We start from the raw sequence: 16,177 nt of genomic DNA, 5'->3' as shown, positions 1-16,177 counted from the left end.
ATCATACAAATGACGGAGGAGACCATGAGAATCCTTGCACGAATCTGCGCGTCGGCCGCGCTGTGCACCCCTGCCCTCGCCCACGCCCAGAATGTCCTGCTAGGCGGTCAGATCAAATTGGGGCTGGATGCCACGTCGGTAAGCGGAGCGGCAAATCCCGGCGGCACGGCGTCGCGCGTATTCCGGGAAAGCAACCAGACCAGCTTCTTCTTTCTCGACGGAAAGGAAGATCTCGGCAACGGCGCGAGAGCGCTCTACCATCTCGAATGGGACTTCTCCGCCGACACCGGCGCGCAGGGCGCGGGCCGGGCCTTCTATGTCGGCGTGGATAGCGCAACGTTCGGACGTCTGCAGTTAGGCCGGCAGTCGGTGTACTTCAGCCATCACTGGTTCATTACCGACACCCACGGCGCATTCGACGCGGCGCCCAGCGCCGCCAACTCATTGAATGTGATCGGCTCCATCAATGGCGCCAACTTCGCGGGCAACTACCTCAACAACACCGTACGCTACGAAACGCCGGATTTCGGCGGCTTCGCGGTGATGGCATCGTACTCGTTCGATGCCGAGCAGCCCGGCGCGGGCCGCAATCGTACCTGGTACCTCAGCCCCAGCTACACCAAAGGCCCCTTGAATATCGGCTTCTACCATATGCAGCGAAACAGCCAGGGCATCCTGCCCTTGCAAACCGTGGGATCGCTCGACCAGATGGCCGACAAGCTCGCCTTTGGCTACACATACAACGGCTTGCGCCTCGGGGCCGTGGTGGATCGCAATCGCGTCGACGATAAAGTGACCGGCAGCAGGCAGGATCGCATTGCCTTCGCGGTTCCGCTTAGCTACGCGACAGGCCCGCATCTGTTCTCCCTGACATACGGACAGGCGCTGCCGGTGCACCAGAACGGCAGCACCTTGGCCGAAACCGGCGCGCGCATGTTGTCGGTCAGCTATCAATACACCCTGAGCAAGCGCACCTGGCTGGATGTGACAGCGGTTGAGCTGCGCAACCAGAGCAATGGCCGTTACAACTTCTGGCTGGGCGGGCTCAACGGCTCGTCTCCCTTGCCCTTGCAGGACGCCGGCGCACGGGTGCGCATGTACTACGCCGGTATCAAGCACCAATTCTGACGGCAGGGATGGCTGCCCGACTCGCCTGCGCCCGTCCTCGGCGCAGCCTTTCGGGTGGCCATTTCCGTCATCCGGCAGGCGTGCCGGCTCCGGATTCGCTACGCTGCGGCGGACCGGCCACCCACGTCATCTGACCGAGGGCGCAGCGTGCTACTTGGGAGAGCCTGTCTTCACGACGTCGCCATCGGCACGCAGGGAATGACACACAGGGAATGACGCGCAGGAAATGGCACGGATCGATGGAAAAAGGGCGCACGTCCGCGGCCTGGAAGCCAGAATGCTCCTCCGCCATGCCCTGGGTGATTGCCGCCGGCAGCGCTGCTGCCGGCTCGGTCAGGCGCGTGCGGCCTTTGGTCCCGCCGGCTCGCCCGGCGAGCCCACGGCAAGAATTGCCCGAGCACGTTTAACCGGCTCAGCAGTTCGCAGACGTCGGCTGCCGGCCCGCAGCTTCCTGCCGGTCGACCGCGTATGCCGCAGCGCGCGGCCGCGCCCGAATGATGGCAAACGTGGAAAGCAGGCGACAACGCGCCGTCGCCGCCTGCGTGGCGTTGCACTTGACGGGCAACGTGCTTACCTGGCTGCTTACCTGGCCTTCTCCCGCTCCTCCTCGCGCAGGGCAAGACGGGAGATCTTCCCTGCGGCGGTCTTCGGCAAGGCCTCCCGCATCTCGAAGAGCTTCGGCATTTCCATCGGCGACAGGCGGCCGGACAGGAAGATACGTAATTCGTCGGCATCCAGCGCCGCCCCGGGACGCAAGCTATAGAACGCCTTTGCGGTTTCGCCGCGATAGGGATCGGGAACGCCGATCACGGCCACCTCGCTCACCGCCGGATGCTCGCAGACCGCGGCTTCGATCGCGGTAGGAAACAGCTTGTAGCCGCTAGCGATAATGACGTCTTTCAACCGGTCGACAATCTCGATGAATCCATTGGCATCCATCTTGCCGATGTCGCCCGTGCGCAGGAATCCGTCCGCTGTCATCACTGCCTGCGTCTCCTCCGGAAGATTCCAGTAGCCCTTCATGACCTGCGGCCCTGTGGCGCAGATCTCACCTGCCTCCCCCGCTGGCAGCACTCGCGCAGGATCGGCAGGATCGCGGATCTGGATCTGCGTGCCCGGAATCGGAATCCCGATGGAGTTCACCGGGCCATCTGCGCAGTCAGGCATCATCGTCAGGCCTGGACTGCATTCGCTCAGGCCGTAACCTTGGCGGATACGCACACCGAAGCGCTCCAGGAAGCGCACGCCTGTTTCGGGCGGAAGTGGACCACCGCCCGCCATCACCTGGGTCATCCCGCGCCAGTTGACCTTGTCCGCGTCGGGGTGATCCAGGAAAGCCGTATAGATAGTCGGGACGGCCGCGAGATTGGTCACACCGCGCTCGATGCATAGCGTGATGGCCGCGCCGATATCGAACTTCGGCATCAGCACCAGCTCGGCGGCAACCGCGAGGCCGAGATGCATCAGCAAGGTCGTGCCGGTGATATGAAAAAGCGGCAGCGGGACAAGGAAGACCTCCTTGCCCTCTCTCAGCCCGCTCATCATCAGCCTGGCCTGCTGGGTATTGATCCAGAAGTTGTTGTGCGTCAGCATCGCGAACTTCGGCGTTCCGGTGGTGCCTCCGGTTGCCTGCAAGGCGGCAAGGTCTTCCAGCGGATCGATCGCAACGGCTTGCGGATGGCCTGCGTTCGCCAGGATCGAAGCCAGCGAGACCATGCGCGGCGCCAAGGCGGGCGCTGGCGAGTCGGCACCGGACCGCAGATCCGAAGCATCCATGCGGACAACGATCACCGATTCGACCACGCCCTGCTCCAGGCACGCCGAGGCCGTCTCGAGCAAGCCGGGAAGATCCGCCACGACCAGGACGCGCGCGCCGCTATTGTGCAGCTGCGTAGCGATCATGCGCGTGGGATAAAGCGGATTGATCGCTACCGCTACCGCCCCTATCTGAAGCGCGGCGTAGTATCCGATCACAAAACCTGGATGATTAGGCAGCAGCAGGGCGATCCGGTCGGCCTTGCGCAGGCCATGCGCTTGCAGCCCTGCCGCCGCGCGCTGCACGAGATCCAGCGTTTGCGCATAGCTTAGGGTGAGACCGCCGAAGCTCAGGCAGTTCCGCTCCGGATACCGGCTCGCCGAACGGGTGAACAATGTCACCGGCGATCCTGCTTCCTCCCGATAGGACGCCAAGGCGCCGGCTGGATAGTACCTGTTCCAGGCATTCTGTTCCATTTGCGATGTCTCCATTTTTTACTTTTCCATTCCCGCTCTCATGAAGCCATGGGACCACGCGCAAACTCATGCCTCCGCTTCCGGCCGGTGCGAGTCGGCAATCCGCCGATCCGTCGTTGCCGCGGCCCATGGCTTTTCTTTCGCATTGCAGCGGCCTTTCCGTCCCATCAGCCTGCGGAGGCGCTCCACGTCTCCTGTGCTGAGCCCGGCCCGGTGCCTTGCCTTGCGCGGTCAGCAGACTTCGAAAAGACCCGCGGCACCCATGCCCATGCCGACGCACATGGTGACGACGACATACTTCACGCCACGTCGTTTGCCTTCAATCAGCGCATGCCCGACCTGGCGCGCGCCCGTGGCGCCATAGGGATGGCCGATGGCGATCGAGCCACCATTGACGTTCAGGCGCTCCTCCGGAATGCCAAGTCGATCCTGGCAATACAGCACCTGAACCGCAAACGCTTCGTTCAACTCCCACAGGCCGATGTCGTCCATCTTGAGGCCCGCACGCTGGAGCAGGCGCGGCACGGCGAACACTGGCCCGATCCCCATTTCGTCAGGTTCGCACCCCGCGACTGCGAAGCCGCGGTAGATACCTAGCGGTTCAAGGCCCTTTCTCTGCGCCAGCACCCCGTCCATCATCACGCACGCTGAGGCGCCATCGGAAAACTGGCTGGCGTTCCCTGCCGCCACGACGCCCCCCTCGAAGGCCGGCTTGATACCGGAAACGCTGGCATAGGTGGTATCCGGACGGATGCCCTCGTCGGCCGAGATCGTGACCGACTCTTGCTCCGTTTCTCCAGTGTCCTTGTCGGTCAGCTGCTTGACGGTTGTCATGGGGACAATCTCGTCGGCGAACTTTCCAGCCCGCTGCGCGGCGGCGGCGCGGAGCTGGCTGCTGACACCATACTCATCCTGGCGCTGGCGCGAGATGCCGTATCGCTTCGCCACGATCTCCGCGGTCTGCAGCATGGAGAGATAGGCCGACGGCCTGTGCTCCGCGATCCACGCTTCGTGCAGCATGTGCGTATTCAACTGGTTCTGCACGCAAGAGATCGATTCGACGCCCCCCGCCACGATCACCGGTACGCCATCGGTCACGATGCCCTGCGCGGCCATCGCAATGGCCTGCAAGCCGGAGGAGCAGAAGCGGTTGACCGTGACGCCGCTGGCCGTGACCGGCAAGCCCGCGCGCAGCGCGCTTTGCCGTGCGATATTGAGGCCGTTGGCAGCCTCCGGATTGCCGCATCCGAGAACCAGGTCTTCCACTTCCTCCGGGTCGAGACCGGCGCGCTCCACTGCGTGCCTGACCACGTGCCCGCCCATGGTCGCGCCGTGCGTCATATTGAAAGCGCCGCGCCATGCCTTTCCCCAACCCGTGCGTGCGGTCGAAACGATCACTGCATCCTTCATGTTCACTGTCTCCCTTCGTTTAGTTAAAAGTGCCGTTGCTTTCGGCCAATTCGAGCAGCAAGCGGTGCGGCTGCCAGAACGCCGGGTCCGAGCCGGCCTGTTCCTGGAATCGCGCCATCGATGCGATGACTTCGCGCAGGCCCAGCGTGTCCGCGTAGTACATGGGGCCACCGCGGAATGCCGGGAATCCGTATCCGAGCAGATAGACGGCATCGATGTCCGAAGCCCGCTGCGCGATGCGTTCGTCCAGGATCGCCGCGCCTTCATTGACGAGCGCAAGCATGCAACGCGAGACGATCTCCTCGTCGGAGATCTGCCTGCGGGCCCTGCCGATCTCCGCGGAGTAACCCTCCACCAGTGCGCGGACAGCGTCGTCCGGCTTGCCTTCCCGGGCGCCCGGCTCGTAGCGGTAATAGCCAGCCCCGGTCTTCTGGCCGAAACGCCCCAGCTCGCACAGGCGATCCGGCAAGCGGGAATACACCACGCCGGGCACCTCGACGTAGCGGCGCTTGCGTACACTCCACAACACGTCCAAGCCGGTCAGGTCACCTGCGCGGAACGGTCCCATTGCCATCCCCCAGGCTTCGAGCGCGCGGTCAATCTGCTCGGGCAGCGCCCCTTCCTCCAGCAGGAAATAGGCTTGGCGCAGATACGGGTCGATCATCCGGTTGCCAATGAAGCCGTCGCAGACGCCGGACACGACCCCTGTCTTCTTCAGACGCTTGGCGAGCTTCATCACTGACGCCAGGACCTCCGCCGAGGTCTCCCTTGCCTTGACTACCTCCAACAGGGGCATCACGTTCGCTGGCACGAAGAAGTGCATGCCCACCACGTCGGCCGGCCGCGACGTTACCGCGGCGAGCTTGTCGAGGTTCAGCGTCGAAGTATTGCTGGCAAGAATGGCACCAGGCTTGCAAAACGTATCCAGCTGCCGGAAGACACCGGCTTTTGCATCCATGTCTTCGTAGACAGCTTCCACCACCACGTCGGCATCGCGCAGTTCTTCATAGGACAGCGTGGGCCGGATCAGCGCCAGGCGCTGGTCGCAATCGGCCCGCGAGAGCTTGCCGCGCCGTACCGACCCTTCATAGTTCGCACGGATCACCGCCAATCCGCGCTCCAGCGCGTCTTCCTTCATCTCCAGCAGACGGACCGGAATGCCGGCGTTGGCAAACGTCATGGCAATACCCGCGCCCATGGTGCCGGCGCCCACGACGGCTGCCGCGCGAAGCGGGCGGATCCCGGTCTGCGCCGGCAGGCCGGCAATCTTCGCGGCCGTCCGCTCGGCGATGAACGCATGCCTGAGTGCGCCGGAAACCGGGCTGTCGAACAGCTTCATGAACGCTTCGCGTTCGAATGCCAGGCCAGCCTCCACTGGCATGGCCTCCGCCGCCCGCAGGCAGGCGATACACGCATTCACGGCCGTGGGCCACTGTCCTTTGCTGCCGGCCCGCTGCTCCAACTCCTGATAGAACAGCGGCGACGCCGGCGCCGGCATGGCGCGGTCGCGCAACAAAGACGCTTTCATGCCATCGCGCACGATCCGCTGCGCCAGGCCCAGGCAAGCCTCCAGCAGATCCTGCTCGACCACCAGGTCGAACAGGCCGGCCAGGCTCGGCGCATCGGCCCTGACGGGATCCCCGTTGCAGATCATCCGCGCGGCCGCCTCAAGGCCGATCGCACGCGGAAGGCGTTGCGTGCCGCCGGCGCCGGGAATCAGACCGAGCTTGATCTCCGGCAGCGCGATACGGCTCCCCGCCATCGCCACGCGGCAGTGCGCGGCCATGGCCAGTTCCAGCCCACCGCCCATGGCCAGCCCTTCGATACCCGCTATCACAGGCTTGGTGCTGGACTCGACAGCTGCCATCACGGCATGGATCGACGGCTCCACGAAGGCCTGCTGCGTATCGAACTCGCCGATGTCCGCGCCGGCACTGAACACGCCTCCCGCGCCAACCAGAACGATTGCCGACACCTCCGGCATGCCGGCGATACGCCCGATCGTTTCGATCAGCCGGCGCCTCAACGCAAGGTTGAGACTGTTCATCGGCGGATTGTCCAACTCGACGATAGCCACCCCATCCAGGATTTCTTTCAACACAGGCACGCGCTCCTTTCTCAATGCGTTAGCAGATAGATCACACACGGCACTCCCGTACCATTCGTCGCATATGCCGAGATCGACCGACGCATGGCAGGACGGCCGACAACGCGAGCCCCGGCACGGCATGGCTTCGTGATTCCATCTGCCTCCCCCAATCGATCGACCCGATAATGCAATACATATTTAAGTTCCACGTTATCTGTTTTTGTATTACATTGCAAGAACTCAGTGAACTACGGAACCTCACCCATGGCAGGCGTTCTCATCCTTGCAGGCTCTCAATCCGGCAACGCTTCCCTCGTTGCCGACCTCGCCGCGGAGCGGCTACAGGAGCTCGGCCTGGCCAGCCACTTCGTCGATCCCCAGCGGGACACCCCCCTTATCCTTGCCCAGGCCTCGGCCCTGCTCGTCTGTTGCGCCACCCACGGCGCGGGCGATGTACCGGATCCCATTCGCAGCTTCTACGCACAGTTGCTGGACGCCACCATTGAGCTGGGCCACATGCGTTACGGCGTGATTGCGCTGGGCGACCGGACCTATGCTGAGACGTTCTGCGGGGGAGGCCGCAGGATCGACGAAGCGCTGGCGGCGAAGGGGGCCGTGCGAATCGGAAGCCGCCTGGAGATCGATGCATCCAGAACGTCCTTCCCTGACGAGCCAGCCCTGGCCTGGCTTGAAGAGTGGGTACCGGCATTGCTGACTGCGGCGCAAGGCACGGCGCAAGGCACAGCGACAGGCGCGCTAAGCCAGAGCGATCCGCCTGGGAGCATTGGCAGTCCTGTGGCGATCCAGGCCTGAACGGCGAGCACCGCCCACCGGCACAAGGCTGGCCCCGTTCGTCGATGAACGGGGCCGGCACACATTGGAGAGCGCGCCAACGCAACGCACCCTCGGCGCCATGGGCCACGAGGCCAGGCAGGGGATCTCAAAAGAAGACGCCGTTGCGCTCGGCTACCTCAAGCGGCAACCGGCGGGCAGTCGGCGGCCTTCGGTAGTTTCTGGAGGGGTCCCGCGTTCATTGAACAGGCGAAGACGACGAAGGGCGTCAAAGGCGGCGAGGCGCCACGGCAGGTCTTCTTTGAGCGGAACCAGTGGATCTTCGGCTATGGCCTCATTGACTTCTTCGTGACGGGATTCGACACCGGGAAACTCGGGGGCCGCTGAGCCGGCAGGCAACGGAAACCGGAAGCCCTACTCCAGGCTGACCTTGGCGGCAGCGATCACCTTGTTCCAGTTGCGCAGATCCGCCGCCAGCGTTGCCCCAAGCTCGCCGGAGGTGGAACTCCTCGGTTCCGCACCCTGGGCGCGCAGCCGGTCTGCCACCGATGGGTCGTTGACGACGTCCTTCACGGCCTTTTCCAACCGGGCTCGCACTTCGGCGGGGACGCCCCTCGGACCGAACACACCGAACCACGAGTCGACCACCATCCCGGGATAACCCGCCTCCTTGGCCGTTGGAAGCTGCGGGAAGACCGGCGAACGCTCGGAGCCGGTCACCGCGATGGCGCGCAACTTCCCGGCCTTGATGAACGGCAATGCGGTGGGAATGGTGGAGAACATGAGCTGGACCTGGCCAGCCATCAGGTCACTGAGCGCCGGCGCCGCCCCCTTGTAAGGCACGTGCGACATCTTGACATCCGCCTGACTGGCGAACAGTTCGCCAGCGAGGTGGAAGATGCTGCCTGGCCCTGCAGACCCGTAGTTCAGCTGGTTCGGATGCGCCTTTGCATACGCTGCGAGTTCTGGCAGCGTCTTGACCGGCAGGGACGGGTTCACGACCACGACATTGTTGACGCGAGCGACCATGCCAATGGGGTCGAAGCTCTTGACCGGGTCCCAGGCCAGGTGCTTGTACAGAGAGGGATTGACCGCGTTGGTGCCGTTGTAGCCCATCAGCAGGGTGTAGCCGTCTGGCTTGGCATTGGCGACGAGCGCGGCACCGATATTGCCGCCCGCACCGCCGCGGTTGTCGATGATGACCGGCTGGCCAAGCCTTTTGCCAAGTCCATCCGCGACGATTCGCCCGACGATGTCGGTCGTCCCTCCGGAGGCGAAAGGCACAACCAGCGTGATGGGCTTTGACGGATATGACTGAGCGTTGACCGGCGACGCGCCGGTCCCGATGAGCATGGCAGCGGCCACGGTGATGCCTTTTCCCCACATTGCATGTCTCCTGGTTTTGAATAGTCCGCGGATGCTTAGAAGCTGGCCTCGGCTTTCATTGCCGGTTGACCGTCGGCCAGCGCCGTCCAGAGCAGCAGGCCCTCGTCGCCAGGTCGGGCGTTGATGGAGAGTTGCTCGCCCAGGAAACTGGGCTGCAGCCCGCGGTATTCGAACCGCTTCAGCGCTTTGCCCGCCACCTCCTCCGCGTAGTTCGCGAGAAGCGTGGCGTGAAGCGGCCCATGGATAACCAGGTCCGGATAGCCTTCGACTTGCCGGCAGTAGTCGGCGTCGTAATGGATACGGTGACCGTTGAAGGTCAATGCGGAATAGCGAAACAGTGTCGTGGAGTCGGGCTTGAACCGGCGGCTGTGCGTCGCGATTCCCGGCGCAATCAGCTTCTCCTTCTTCGCGCCGGGCGGGGTCGCCTCTTTATAGACAATGTCGTGTATCTCACGAATGGCCAGCTTGCCGCCCGCGCTCAGTTCGTGCAGAACGCTGACGAAGACCAGGTCACCGCTGCGACCTTGCTTGTGCTGGATCGAGACGACCTGCGACGTCTTCTCGACAACGCAGTCGATGCGCAAAGGCTCATGGAATTCGAGACGCCCTCCCGCCCACATCCGGTTGGACAGGGGCACCGGTGGCAAGAATCCACCGCGGGCCGGATGACCGTCACGGCCGAGCGATTGTGGCGGCTGGCCTTCCAGGAAGAAAATCCAGTGCCACAACGGGGGAAGTGGTGCGCCACCGACAAGCCCCTCGCCGGGAATGCCGACCGTGGCGGCCATCAACCTCGCGTGGCGAGCGGACAGCAGGTCCTGGTCCTTCTGCACTTTGCCAATCCACTGTTCCAGGTGGGCCAGATCAAGCTGGGTCATGCTGTCTCCTCTGTGGCAGCGGCAAACTCGGCCGCAATGCGAGCGGTATCGCTACCGAGTGCGGGGGCGCCGCGGAAGAATCCTTCGTCCCACGGCGTGCGTACGGCAGGAGCAATCATCTCCAGCATCCTGCCGTTCACAGGCATCGGCCAGGTGCGAAGCGCCGGATGCGCCCCGAACTCAGCCACGCTCCGTACCTGTCCGAAAGCCGTCTGGGCCTCGGCCAGCCGTTGCAGCGCTTGCTCGGTGCTGAGCGCACCGAAAACCTGGCCAATCCTGCTTTCCAACGCGTCCCGGTTCCTGACACGCGCGTTGTTACTGGAAAACTCTGCGCAGCTTGCGAGTTCGGGCTGTCGCAGGAAGACCCGGCAGAAAGCCGTCCACTCGCGCTCGTTCTGGATACTGATGACAATCTCACCGCCGTCCGCCGTGGCGAAGGCCCCGTAGGGCGCAATCGAGGGATGGCGCAGGCCTTGCCGCGTCGGAGCCCCCGCGCCAACTGTCTCGTGCAGGTAGGGAATCGTCATCCAGTCGGCGGCGCCGTCGAAGAGCGAGACCTCGATACCCAGTCCCTGGCCCGTGCGTTCACGCTGCGCGAGAGCGCTCAATACTCCGATCGTGGCGTTCATGCCGGCGCCGATATCGCAGATGGATACGCCGATGCGGCCGTAGGCTTCGGGGGCGCCACTGATGGCCGCCAGCCCGCTCTCGCACTGCACCAGCATGTCATAGGCTTTGAGATGGCTGACCTCGGCCCCTTCACCGTAGCCGCTGATGTCGCAGGTGATCAAGCGCGGATTGCGCTCGCGAAGCGAAGCACTAGAGAATCCGGCACGTTTCAATGCCCCGGGCGCCAGATTCTGGATGAAGATGTCGGCCGCGCCGATGATGCGATGGAGCAGCGCCGCATCGTCTGGCTGCTTGAAATCGATGACGATGGATTCCTTGCCACGGTTGGTCCAGACGAAATAGGAAGACTCCCCGTTCGCTGCGCTGTCGTAGCCTCGCGCAAAGTCGCCCTCCGCCCTTTCCACCTTGATGACGCGGGCCCCCATCTCCGCGAGCCTGTTCGTGCAGAGCGGCGCGGCCAGCGCTTGCTCGATTGCCACCACCAGGATGCCCTCCAGCGGCTTTTTCGTCTCTTCAACCGTTTCCATAGCCCTTCGTTGCTTGCCTTCGATGCCGGGCAGTATGGCCAAGGGGCGCCCCCTGGAGAATTGAGATGTCCCGAACTTACCGTTTGCCTGCTACAAACGAAGATCGGGGAGCGACGGCACTTCTGGCCGGAATCCGGCCCTGATGCGGGCTAGAATTAGCAAGACTTTGTCAACCTGCAACGATGTTTCACTACGACCTCACCGACCTTCGGGTCTTTCTCGCGGTGGCCGAGGAAGGTAACCTGACCCGCGGCGCCGCCAGGGTCCATCTCGCCCCGTCGTCCGTCAGCCTGCGCATCAAGGCGCTCGAGGGCACCATTGGCGCCCCGCTCTTGACGCGCCAGGCGCGTGGCGTGGGAATCACCCCCGCAGGGCAGGTCTTGCTTGAACACTGCAGGCGCTGTCTCGCACACCTTGAGCAGATGCACGCGGACCTGCTGCCCTTTGGCAACGGCCTGCCGAGCCACGTCACGCTCTTTGCGAACAACAATGCGATCAGCTCTTTCCTGCCCGATGACCTGTCCAGGTTCTTCCAGGCACATCCGAACGCGCGGGTGACGCTCGAGGAAAGAATGAGCCATGACATCATCGGAGCCGTCGCCGCCGGACGCGCGGATATCGGCATCGTCGCGGTGGACGCACCGCGGCACACGGACCTCGAGTTCATCCCCTACCGCGATGACGAACTCATCATCCTCGCCCCGCTGGGCACCGAGCTATCCAGGCAGAAAAGTGCCCATTTTTCCGCCTGCCTCAAACAGCCCTTCATCAGCCTCCGGCACGGCGCGGCCTTGCATACCTTCCTGATGAACCATGCAACGGCCCTGGGCGGCCGCCTGGATGTCATGATCCAGGTCTCGGGCTATCGCGCGATCGCCAGGCTGGTGGCTTCCGGCGCAGGCATCGGCATCGTGCCGCGCTCGGCACTGCAGCCTGACGACCTCAGCGAGCTGGCGGCCGTCACCATCGACGAACCCTGGTCGATGCGCCATCTGCATATCTGCATCCAGCGCGATCCCGTCGTGCCGAACATCATCCGCGACCATCTCGTGGCATTGCTCGCCGATGCCGGCAAGGTGTAGCGGGGCCGGTACCGGTACCGGTCTCGGCCATGACCGTCCGCTCGTTCTTCGCCGTTCTTCGCCGTTGTTCACTGTTACGGAACTCGCCGAAACCAGCGACTGCGCCCACTCCCCGATGGACCTCGATCCGGTGGCAATGTGGCGGCGGATCGAGACCTTTGTCACCGCGCCGAGCGTGGCCAGCGCTCCGGGTGGCCGGCTCACGGCCGCCTCTGTAAGATGCGGTACATCCGGCCGCGAGCCCGCGCCAAGACCTCGAAACACCATGGAAGACAACGCCTACCTCTCGTTTGACGCATTGCAGGCCCTTGCCCGTCAGACGGATGCCGTCACCACCGACTGCGCCTGCAGCGCGCCCACCTTGGATGCCTGGACGAGCCTGCCGGTTTCCTTCCCCGAGCAGCAGCTCAGCGAACTCGGCACCCTTGTTCGCGACCTCTACACCGAGGCGACATTCGAGGAATACCACCCGCAGGACACCGGCCTCTGGTCCGTCGAGGCACCGATTGCACCGCGCTACTATCCCTGCAATCGATGCACCGTGTGGCAGTGCCGCACTTGCGGGCGGGTGTACTTGCGCTACGTGGAAGGCGGAGGATACTTCGTCGACCCGCGCATCCGCAGGCTGAGGAACCGGGTTCTCGTCGATGCGCCGCTTTCGGAGTAGTCGCCCTACGGCATCTTCCTATCGAGTTCCCACGGCGAGGCGAGCGCATACAGGGCAGTAGGTCGGCAACGTCAGTTTCTGCCCCACCCTTGCCGAAGCGACGCCCGTCATGTGAAGCACCTGCGCGGCGGCACAACCAGGGATCACCCCTACTCCACCGTCACCGACTTCGCCAGGTTGCGCGGCTTGTCGATGTCCGTGCCGCGCGCCAGCGCCGCGTGGTAGGCCAGCAACTGCATCGGCAGCGTGTGCAGGATGGGTGAGAGCGGCCCGTAGTATTCGGTCATGCGCAGCACCTCCACGCCCGCGCTGGGGGCGATGCCGCAGTCGCTGTCGGCGAAGACGAAGAGCTGGCCGCCGCGCGCGCTGACTTCGTGCATATTGCTCTTGAGCTTTTCCAGCAGGCGGTCGTTGGGGGCGACGGCCACCACCGGCATGGCGTCGCTGACCAGCGCCAGCGGTCCGTGCTTGAGTTCGCCGGCGGCATAGGCTTCGGCGTGGATGTAGGAGATCTCCTTCATCTTCAGCGCGCCCTCCATCGCCACCGGGTAGTGCATGCCGCGTCCGAGGAAGAGGATGTTCTCGCGCCGCGTCAGCCGCTCCGACCAGTCGATGATCTGCGGTTCCAGCGCCAGCACCTGGCGCATGGCGTCGGGCAGGTGGCGCAGCGCGCGCAGGTGTTCCTGCTCGCTGGCTTCGTCGAGACGGCCGCGCTGCTGGGCCAGCGCCAGGGCCAGCAGGAAGAGCGCGACCAGTTGCGTGGTGAAGGCCTTGGTCGAGGCCACGCCGATCTCCACGCCGGCGCGCGTGATGAACTGCAGCGCGCATTCGCGCACCAGGGCGCTGGTGGGCACGTTGCAGATGGCCAGGGTGTGGGCCATGCCTTGCCGCCTGGCCTCGGCCACCGCGCCCAGCACGTCGGCCGTCTCGCCGCTCTGCGACACCGCCACCACCAGCGTGCGCGGGTCGGCCACGCCTTCGCGGTAGCGGAATTCGCTGGCGATCTCGACGGCGGCAGGCACGCCCGCCAGGCTTTCGATCCAGTGCTTGGCCGTGAGCGCGGCGTGGTAGCTGCCGCCGCAGGCCAGCAGCAGCACGCGGTCGCAGGCGTCGAAGACGCGCCAGGCGGTGTCGCCGAACAGTTCGGGCATCACCGCGGTGACGTCCTGCAGGGTGTCGGCGACCGCGCGCGGCTGCTCGAAGATCTCCTTCTGCATGTAGTAGCGGTAGGGGCCCAGTTCAGCGCTGGCGCCGTGCGCGGCTACCTGCTGCACCGGCCGTTCGACGCGCTGCCCGGCGGCGTCGACGATCCAGTGCCGGTGCAGTTGCACGTCGACCACGTCGCCGTTCTCCAGGTAGGCGATGCGGTCGGTCACGCCGGCCAGGGCGATGGCGTCGGAGGCGAGGAAGTTCTCGCCGGCGCCGACGCCGACCACCAGCGGCATGCCGTCGCGCGCGCCGACCAGCCGGTGGGGCTCGTCGCGGCACAGCACGGCGATGGCGAAGCTGCCGCGCAGGCGTGCCACCGCGGCGCGCACGGCCTCGAACAGGTCGCCCTCGTAGAGGTGGTCGATCAGGTGGGCGATGGCCTCGCTGTCGGTCTGGCTGGCGAACACATAGCCGCTGCGCTCCAGGCCGGCGCGCAGTTCCTCATAGTTCTCGATGATGCCGTTGTGCGACAGGGCGATGCGCGCGCCCGTCTCGCGCGGCGAGAAGTGGGGATGGGCGTTGTCGGTGACGGGCTTGCCGTGGGTGGCCCAGCGCGTGTGCGCGATGCCGGTGGCGCCCGCCAGGGCGCGCGCGGCGACGTCCTGCTGCAGCCCCGCCACGCGCCCCACGCTGCGGGCCCGCGCCAGGCTCCGGTCCTGGTGCACGGCCACGCCGCAGGAGTCATAGCCACGGTACTCCAGCCGCTTCAGGCCATTGACCAGGTCCGGGACGATGTCCCGCTGCGCGACCGCACCGACGATTCCACACATGGTTCTTTCCTCTCGATGGCCCCGGGCTTGGGGCGTTGCGAGGATCTTATGTGCGACCAGATGATATTTTCTTTCATTATTCTTTTATTCATGAAATCATTGGTACCATCCGAACTGCAGTGAAATTTTCTTTCACTACATCGACGCCACTCCCGATTGCCATGAGCCAGCCGGCATTCCCGCTCGACGACCTCGACCTGCGCATCCTGCGCACCTTGCAGCACGACGCCTCACTGTCCAACGCGGCGCTGGCCGAGCACGTGCATGCCTCCGCGCCGACCTGCCTGCGGCGCGTGCGCCGGCTGCGCGAGGCTGGCCTGATCCAGCGCCAGATCGCGCTGCTCGACGCCGCCCGCCTCGGCGCCACGCTGACCGCCATCATCGAGATCACGCTGGACCGCCAGGCGGCGGAGGACTACGCCGCCTTCGAAGCCTATATCTGCGCCGAGTCGGCGGTGACGCAGTGCTACCGGGTCTCGCCGGGGCCGGACTTCGTGGTGATGGCCGAACTGGCCGACATGCCGGCCTACGATGCGCTGGCGCGCCGGCTGTTCACTGCCATGGCCAATGTGCGCAATGTGCGCACCTTCTTTTCCACCCACCGCGCCAAGTTCGAAGGCAATGCGCCGGTTGCCGGACGCGGTGCGCCGGACTGAGGGCGGCCCGCCGCTTGCGCCGTGCGGCACGCGCCGACAGAATGGGCGCCGACCCGTTACCAGGAGATCCCGCGCCATGCCCACACCGGACAGCCAGGCACAGCGCCAGCGCCGTACGGCGGCGGCGACCACGCTGCTCGACCTGTTCAAGTCCCTGCCGCTGCACGACCGCCTCGCCGAGGGCGGCATCATGGCCCTGCAGGCGGTGGGCGGGGCCAGCCTCGCCTACCAGGTCGGCAGTTACCTGCACACGGAGCAGGCATTCTGGGCGGCCATCACGGCCATCGCGGTGTCCCAGCACCACTATGCCGATACCCGCCACCTGTCGCGCGACCAGTTCGTCGGCGCCATGATCGGGGCCTTCTGCGGACTCGGCGCCACCGTGCTGGGCCATGGCAGCCTGCTGGCCTACGGGGCGGCGGTGGCCGCCGCCATCCTGATCTGCTGGATCATCAATATCGGCAGCGCGGCGCGCCTGGGCGGGGTCACCGCGACCATCATGCTGCTGGTGCCGAGCGCCGGCCCGGCCTGGGAGATCGCGCTGCTGCGGCTGGGCCAGGTCACGCTGGGCACGCTCTCCGCGCTGGCCGTGAGCTGGCTGATCGGCCTTGCGGAAAAGCGGCTGCTGGCCCAACAATAGCGTCACGTCCGTGCCACGCCGGCGCCACATCCGGCTGGCCGGCATGCTGTGCCCGCCGGCCGCGCTGCCCCGCCCGGACCG

General features: G+C 65.2%; 13 protein-coding genes. 6 read left to right on the top strand and 7 right to left on the bottom strand.

The genetic code is table 11. The annotated features are described in order from the left end of the window. Positions 1–24 precede the first annotated feature (24 nt). Positions 25–1,128: a porin gene (locus tag BKK80_RS25535; RefSeq protein WP_071071820.1), complete on the top strand. Its 1,104-nt coding sequence runs from the start codon at positions 25–27 to the stop codon at positions 1,126–1,128. Between the two features lie 582 nt (positions 1,129–1,710). Here BKK80_RS25535 and BKK80_RS25530 read toward each other — a convergent pair. The 3 genes from BKK80_RS25530 to BKK80_RS25520 all read right to left on the bottom strand — a co-directional run bounded on the left by BKK80_RS25530 (position 1,711) and on the right by BKK80_RS25520 (position 6,817). Then, the gene (locus tag BKK80_RS25530) at positions 1,711–3,360 is read right to left on the bottom strand and encodes an AMP-binding protein (protein WP_162287359.1); all 1,650 of its coding nucleotides are present in this window, start codon (positions 3,358–3,360) and stop codon (positions 1,711–1,713) included. A gap of 231 nt (positions 3,361–3,591) precedes the next feature. Next, positions 3,592–4,770, bottom strand: a complete 1,179-nt coding sequence (locus tag BKK80_RS25525; protein WP_071071811.1) for an acetyl-CoA C-acyltransferase — start codon at positions 4,768–4,770, stop codon at positions 3,592–3,594. A 19-nt stretch (positions 4,771–4,789) separates the two neighbouring features. Continuing rightward, complete coding sequence (locus BKK80_RS25520; protein WP_071073304.1) at positions 4,790–6,817, bottom strand: 3-hydroxyacyl-CoA dehydrogenase NAD-binding domain-containing protein; 2,028 nt, start codon at positions 6,815–6,817, stop codon at positions 4,790–4,792. Positions 6,818–7,123: 306 nt separating this feature from the next. Here BKK80_RS25520 and BKK80_RS25515 point away from each other — a divergent pair, with 306 nt between their 5' ends. After that, positions 7,124–7,672 (top strand): flavodoxin domain-containing protein, encoded by a 549-nt coding sequence (locus BKK80_RS25515; RefSeq protein ID WP_071039804.1) that lies wholly within the window; start codon positions 7,124–7,126, stop codon positions 7,670–7,672. Positions 7,673–8,065: 393 nt separating this feature from the next. On the opposite strand, the gene BKK80_RS25510 is transcribed toward BKK80_RS25515, so the two are convergent. Genes BKK80_RS25510 through BKK80_RS25500 form a run of 3 tightly spaced genes read right to left on the bottom strand, consistent with a single transcriptional unit; the run spans position 8,066 to position 11,072 of the window. Further along, positions 8,066–9,037 carry a Bug family tripartite tricarboxylate transporter substrate binding protein gene (locus BKK80_RS25510; RefSeq protein WP_071071809.1) on the bottom strand — a complete coding sequence of 324 codons (972 nt, stop codon included), beginning with the start codon at positions 9,035–9,037 and terminating at the stop codon, positions 8,066–8,068. Between the two features lie 35 nt (positions 9,038–9,072). Next, a complete protein-coding gene (locus BKK80_RS25505) occupies positions 9,073–9,915 on the bottom strand; it encodes an HTD2 family dehydratase (protein WP_071071807.1) in 843 nt (280 codons plus the stop codon). After that, a complete protein-coding gene (locus BKK80_RS25500) occupies positions 9,912–11,072 on the bottom strand; it encodes a CaiB/BaiF CoA transferase family protein (RefSeq protein WP_071071805.1) in 1,161 nt (386 codons plus the stop codon). Before BKK80_RS25500 ends, BKK80_RS25505 begins: the two co-directional genes overlap by 4 nt. 182 nt (positions 11,073–11,254) lie before the next feature. Between BKK80_RS25500 and BKK80_RS25495 the strand changes: the two genes are divergently transcribed. Continuing rightward, positions 11,255–12,154 (top strand): LysR substrate-binding domain-containing protein, encoded by a 900-nt coding sequence (locus BKK80_RS25495; RefSeq protein ID WP_071071803.1) that lies wholly within the window; start codon positions 11,255–11,257, stop codon positions 12,152–12,154. Between the two features lie 265 nt (positions 12,155–12,419). After that, positions 12,420–12,821 carry a hypothetical protein gene (locus BKK80_RS25490; RefSeq protein ID WP_071020922.1) on the top strand — a complete coding sequence of 134 codons (402 nt, stop codon included), beginning with the start codon at positions 12,420–12,422 and terminating at the stop codon, positions 12,819–12,821. Between the two features lie 149 nt (positions 12,822–12,970). On the opposite strand, the gene glmS is transcribed toward BKK80_RS25490, so the two are convergent. Further along, a complete protein-coding gene (gene glmS / locus BKK80_RS25485; protein WP_071020924.1) occupies positions 12,971–14,800 on the bottom strand; it encodes a glutamine--fructose-6-phosphate transaminase (isomerizing) in 1,830 nt (609 codons plus the stop codon). Between the two features lie 161 nt (positions 14,801–14,961). Here glmS and BKK80_RS25480 point away from each other — a divergent pair, with 161 nt between their 5' ends. Then, positions 14,962–15,456 (top strand): Lrp/AsnC family transcriptional regulator, encoded by a 495-nt coding sequence (locus BKK80_RS25480; protein WP_071071800.1) that lies wholly within the window; start codon positions 14,962–14,964, stop codon positions 15,454–15,456. Between the two features lie 76 nt (positions 15,457–15,532). Next, positions 15,533–16,096: an FUSC family protein gene (locus tag BKK80_RS25475; protein ID WP_071020930.1), complete on the top strand. Its 564-nt coding sequence runs from the start codon at positions 15,533–15,535 to the stop codon at positions 16,094–16,096. The last annotated feature ends 81 nt before the right edge of the window (positions 16,097–16,177 follow it).

The sequence above is a fragment of the Cupriavidus malaysiensis genome, from assembly GCF_001854325.1.
Classification (GTDB): domain Bacteria; phylum Pseudomonadota; class Gammaproteobacteria; order Burkholderiales; family Burkholderiaceae; genus Cupriavidus; species Cupriavidus malaysiensis.
The sequence above is the reverse complement of the archived record's forward strand: the minus strand, read 5'-3'. Positions and strand labels throughout refer to the sequence as shown.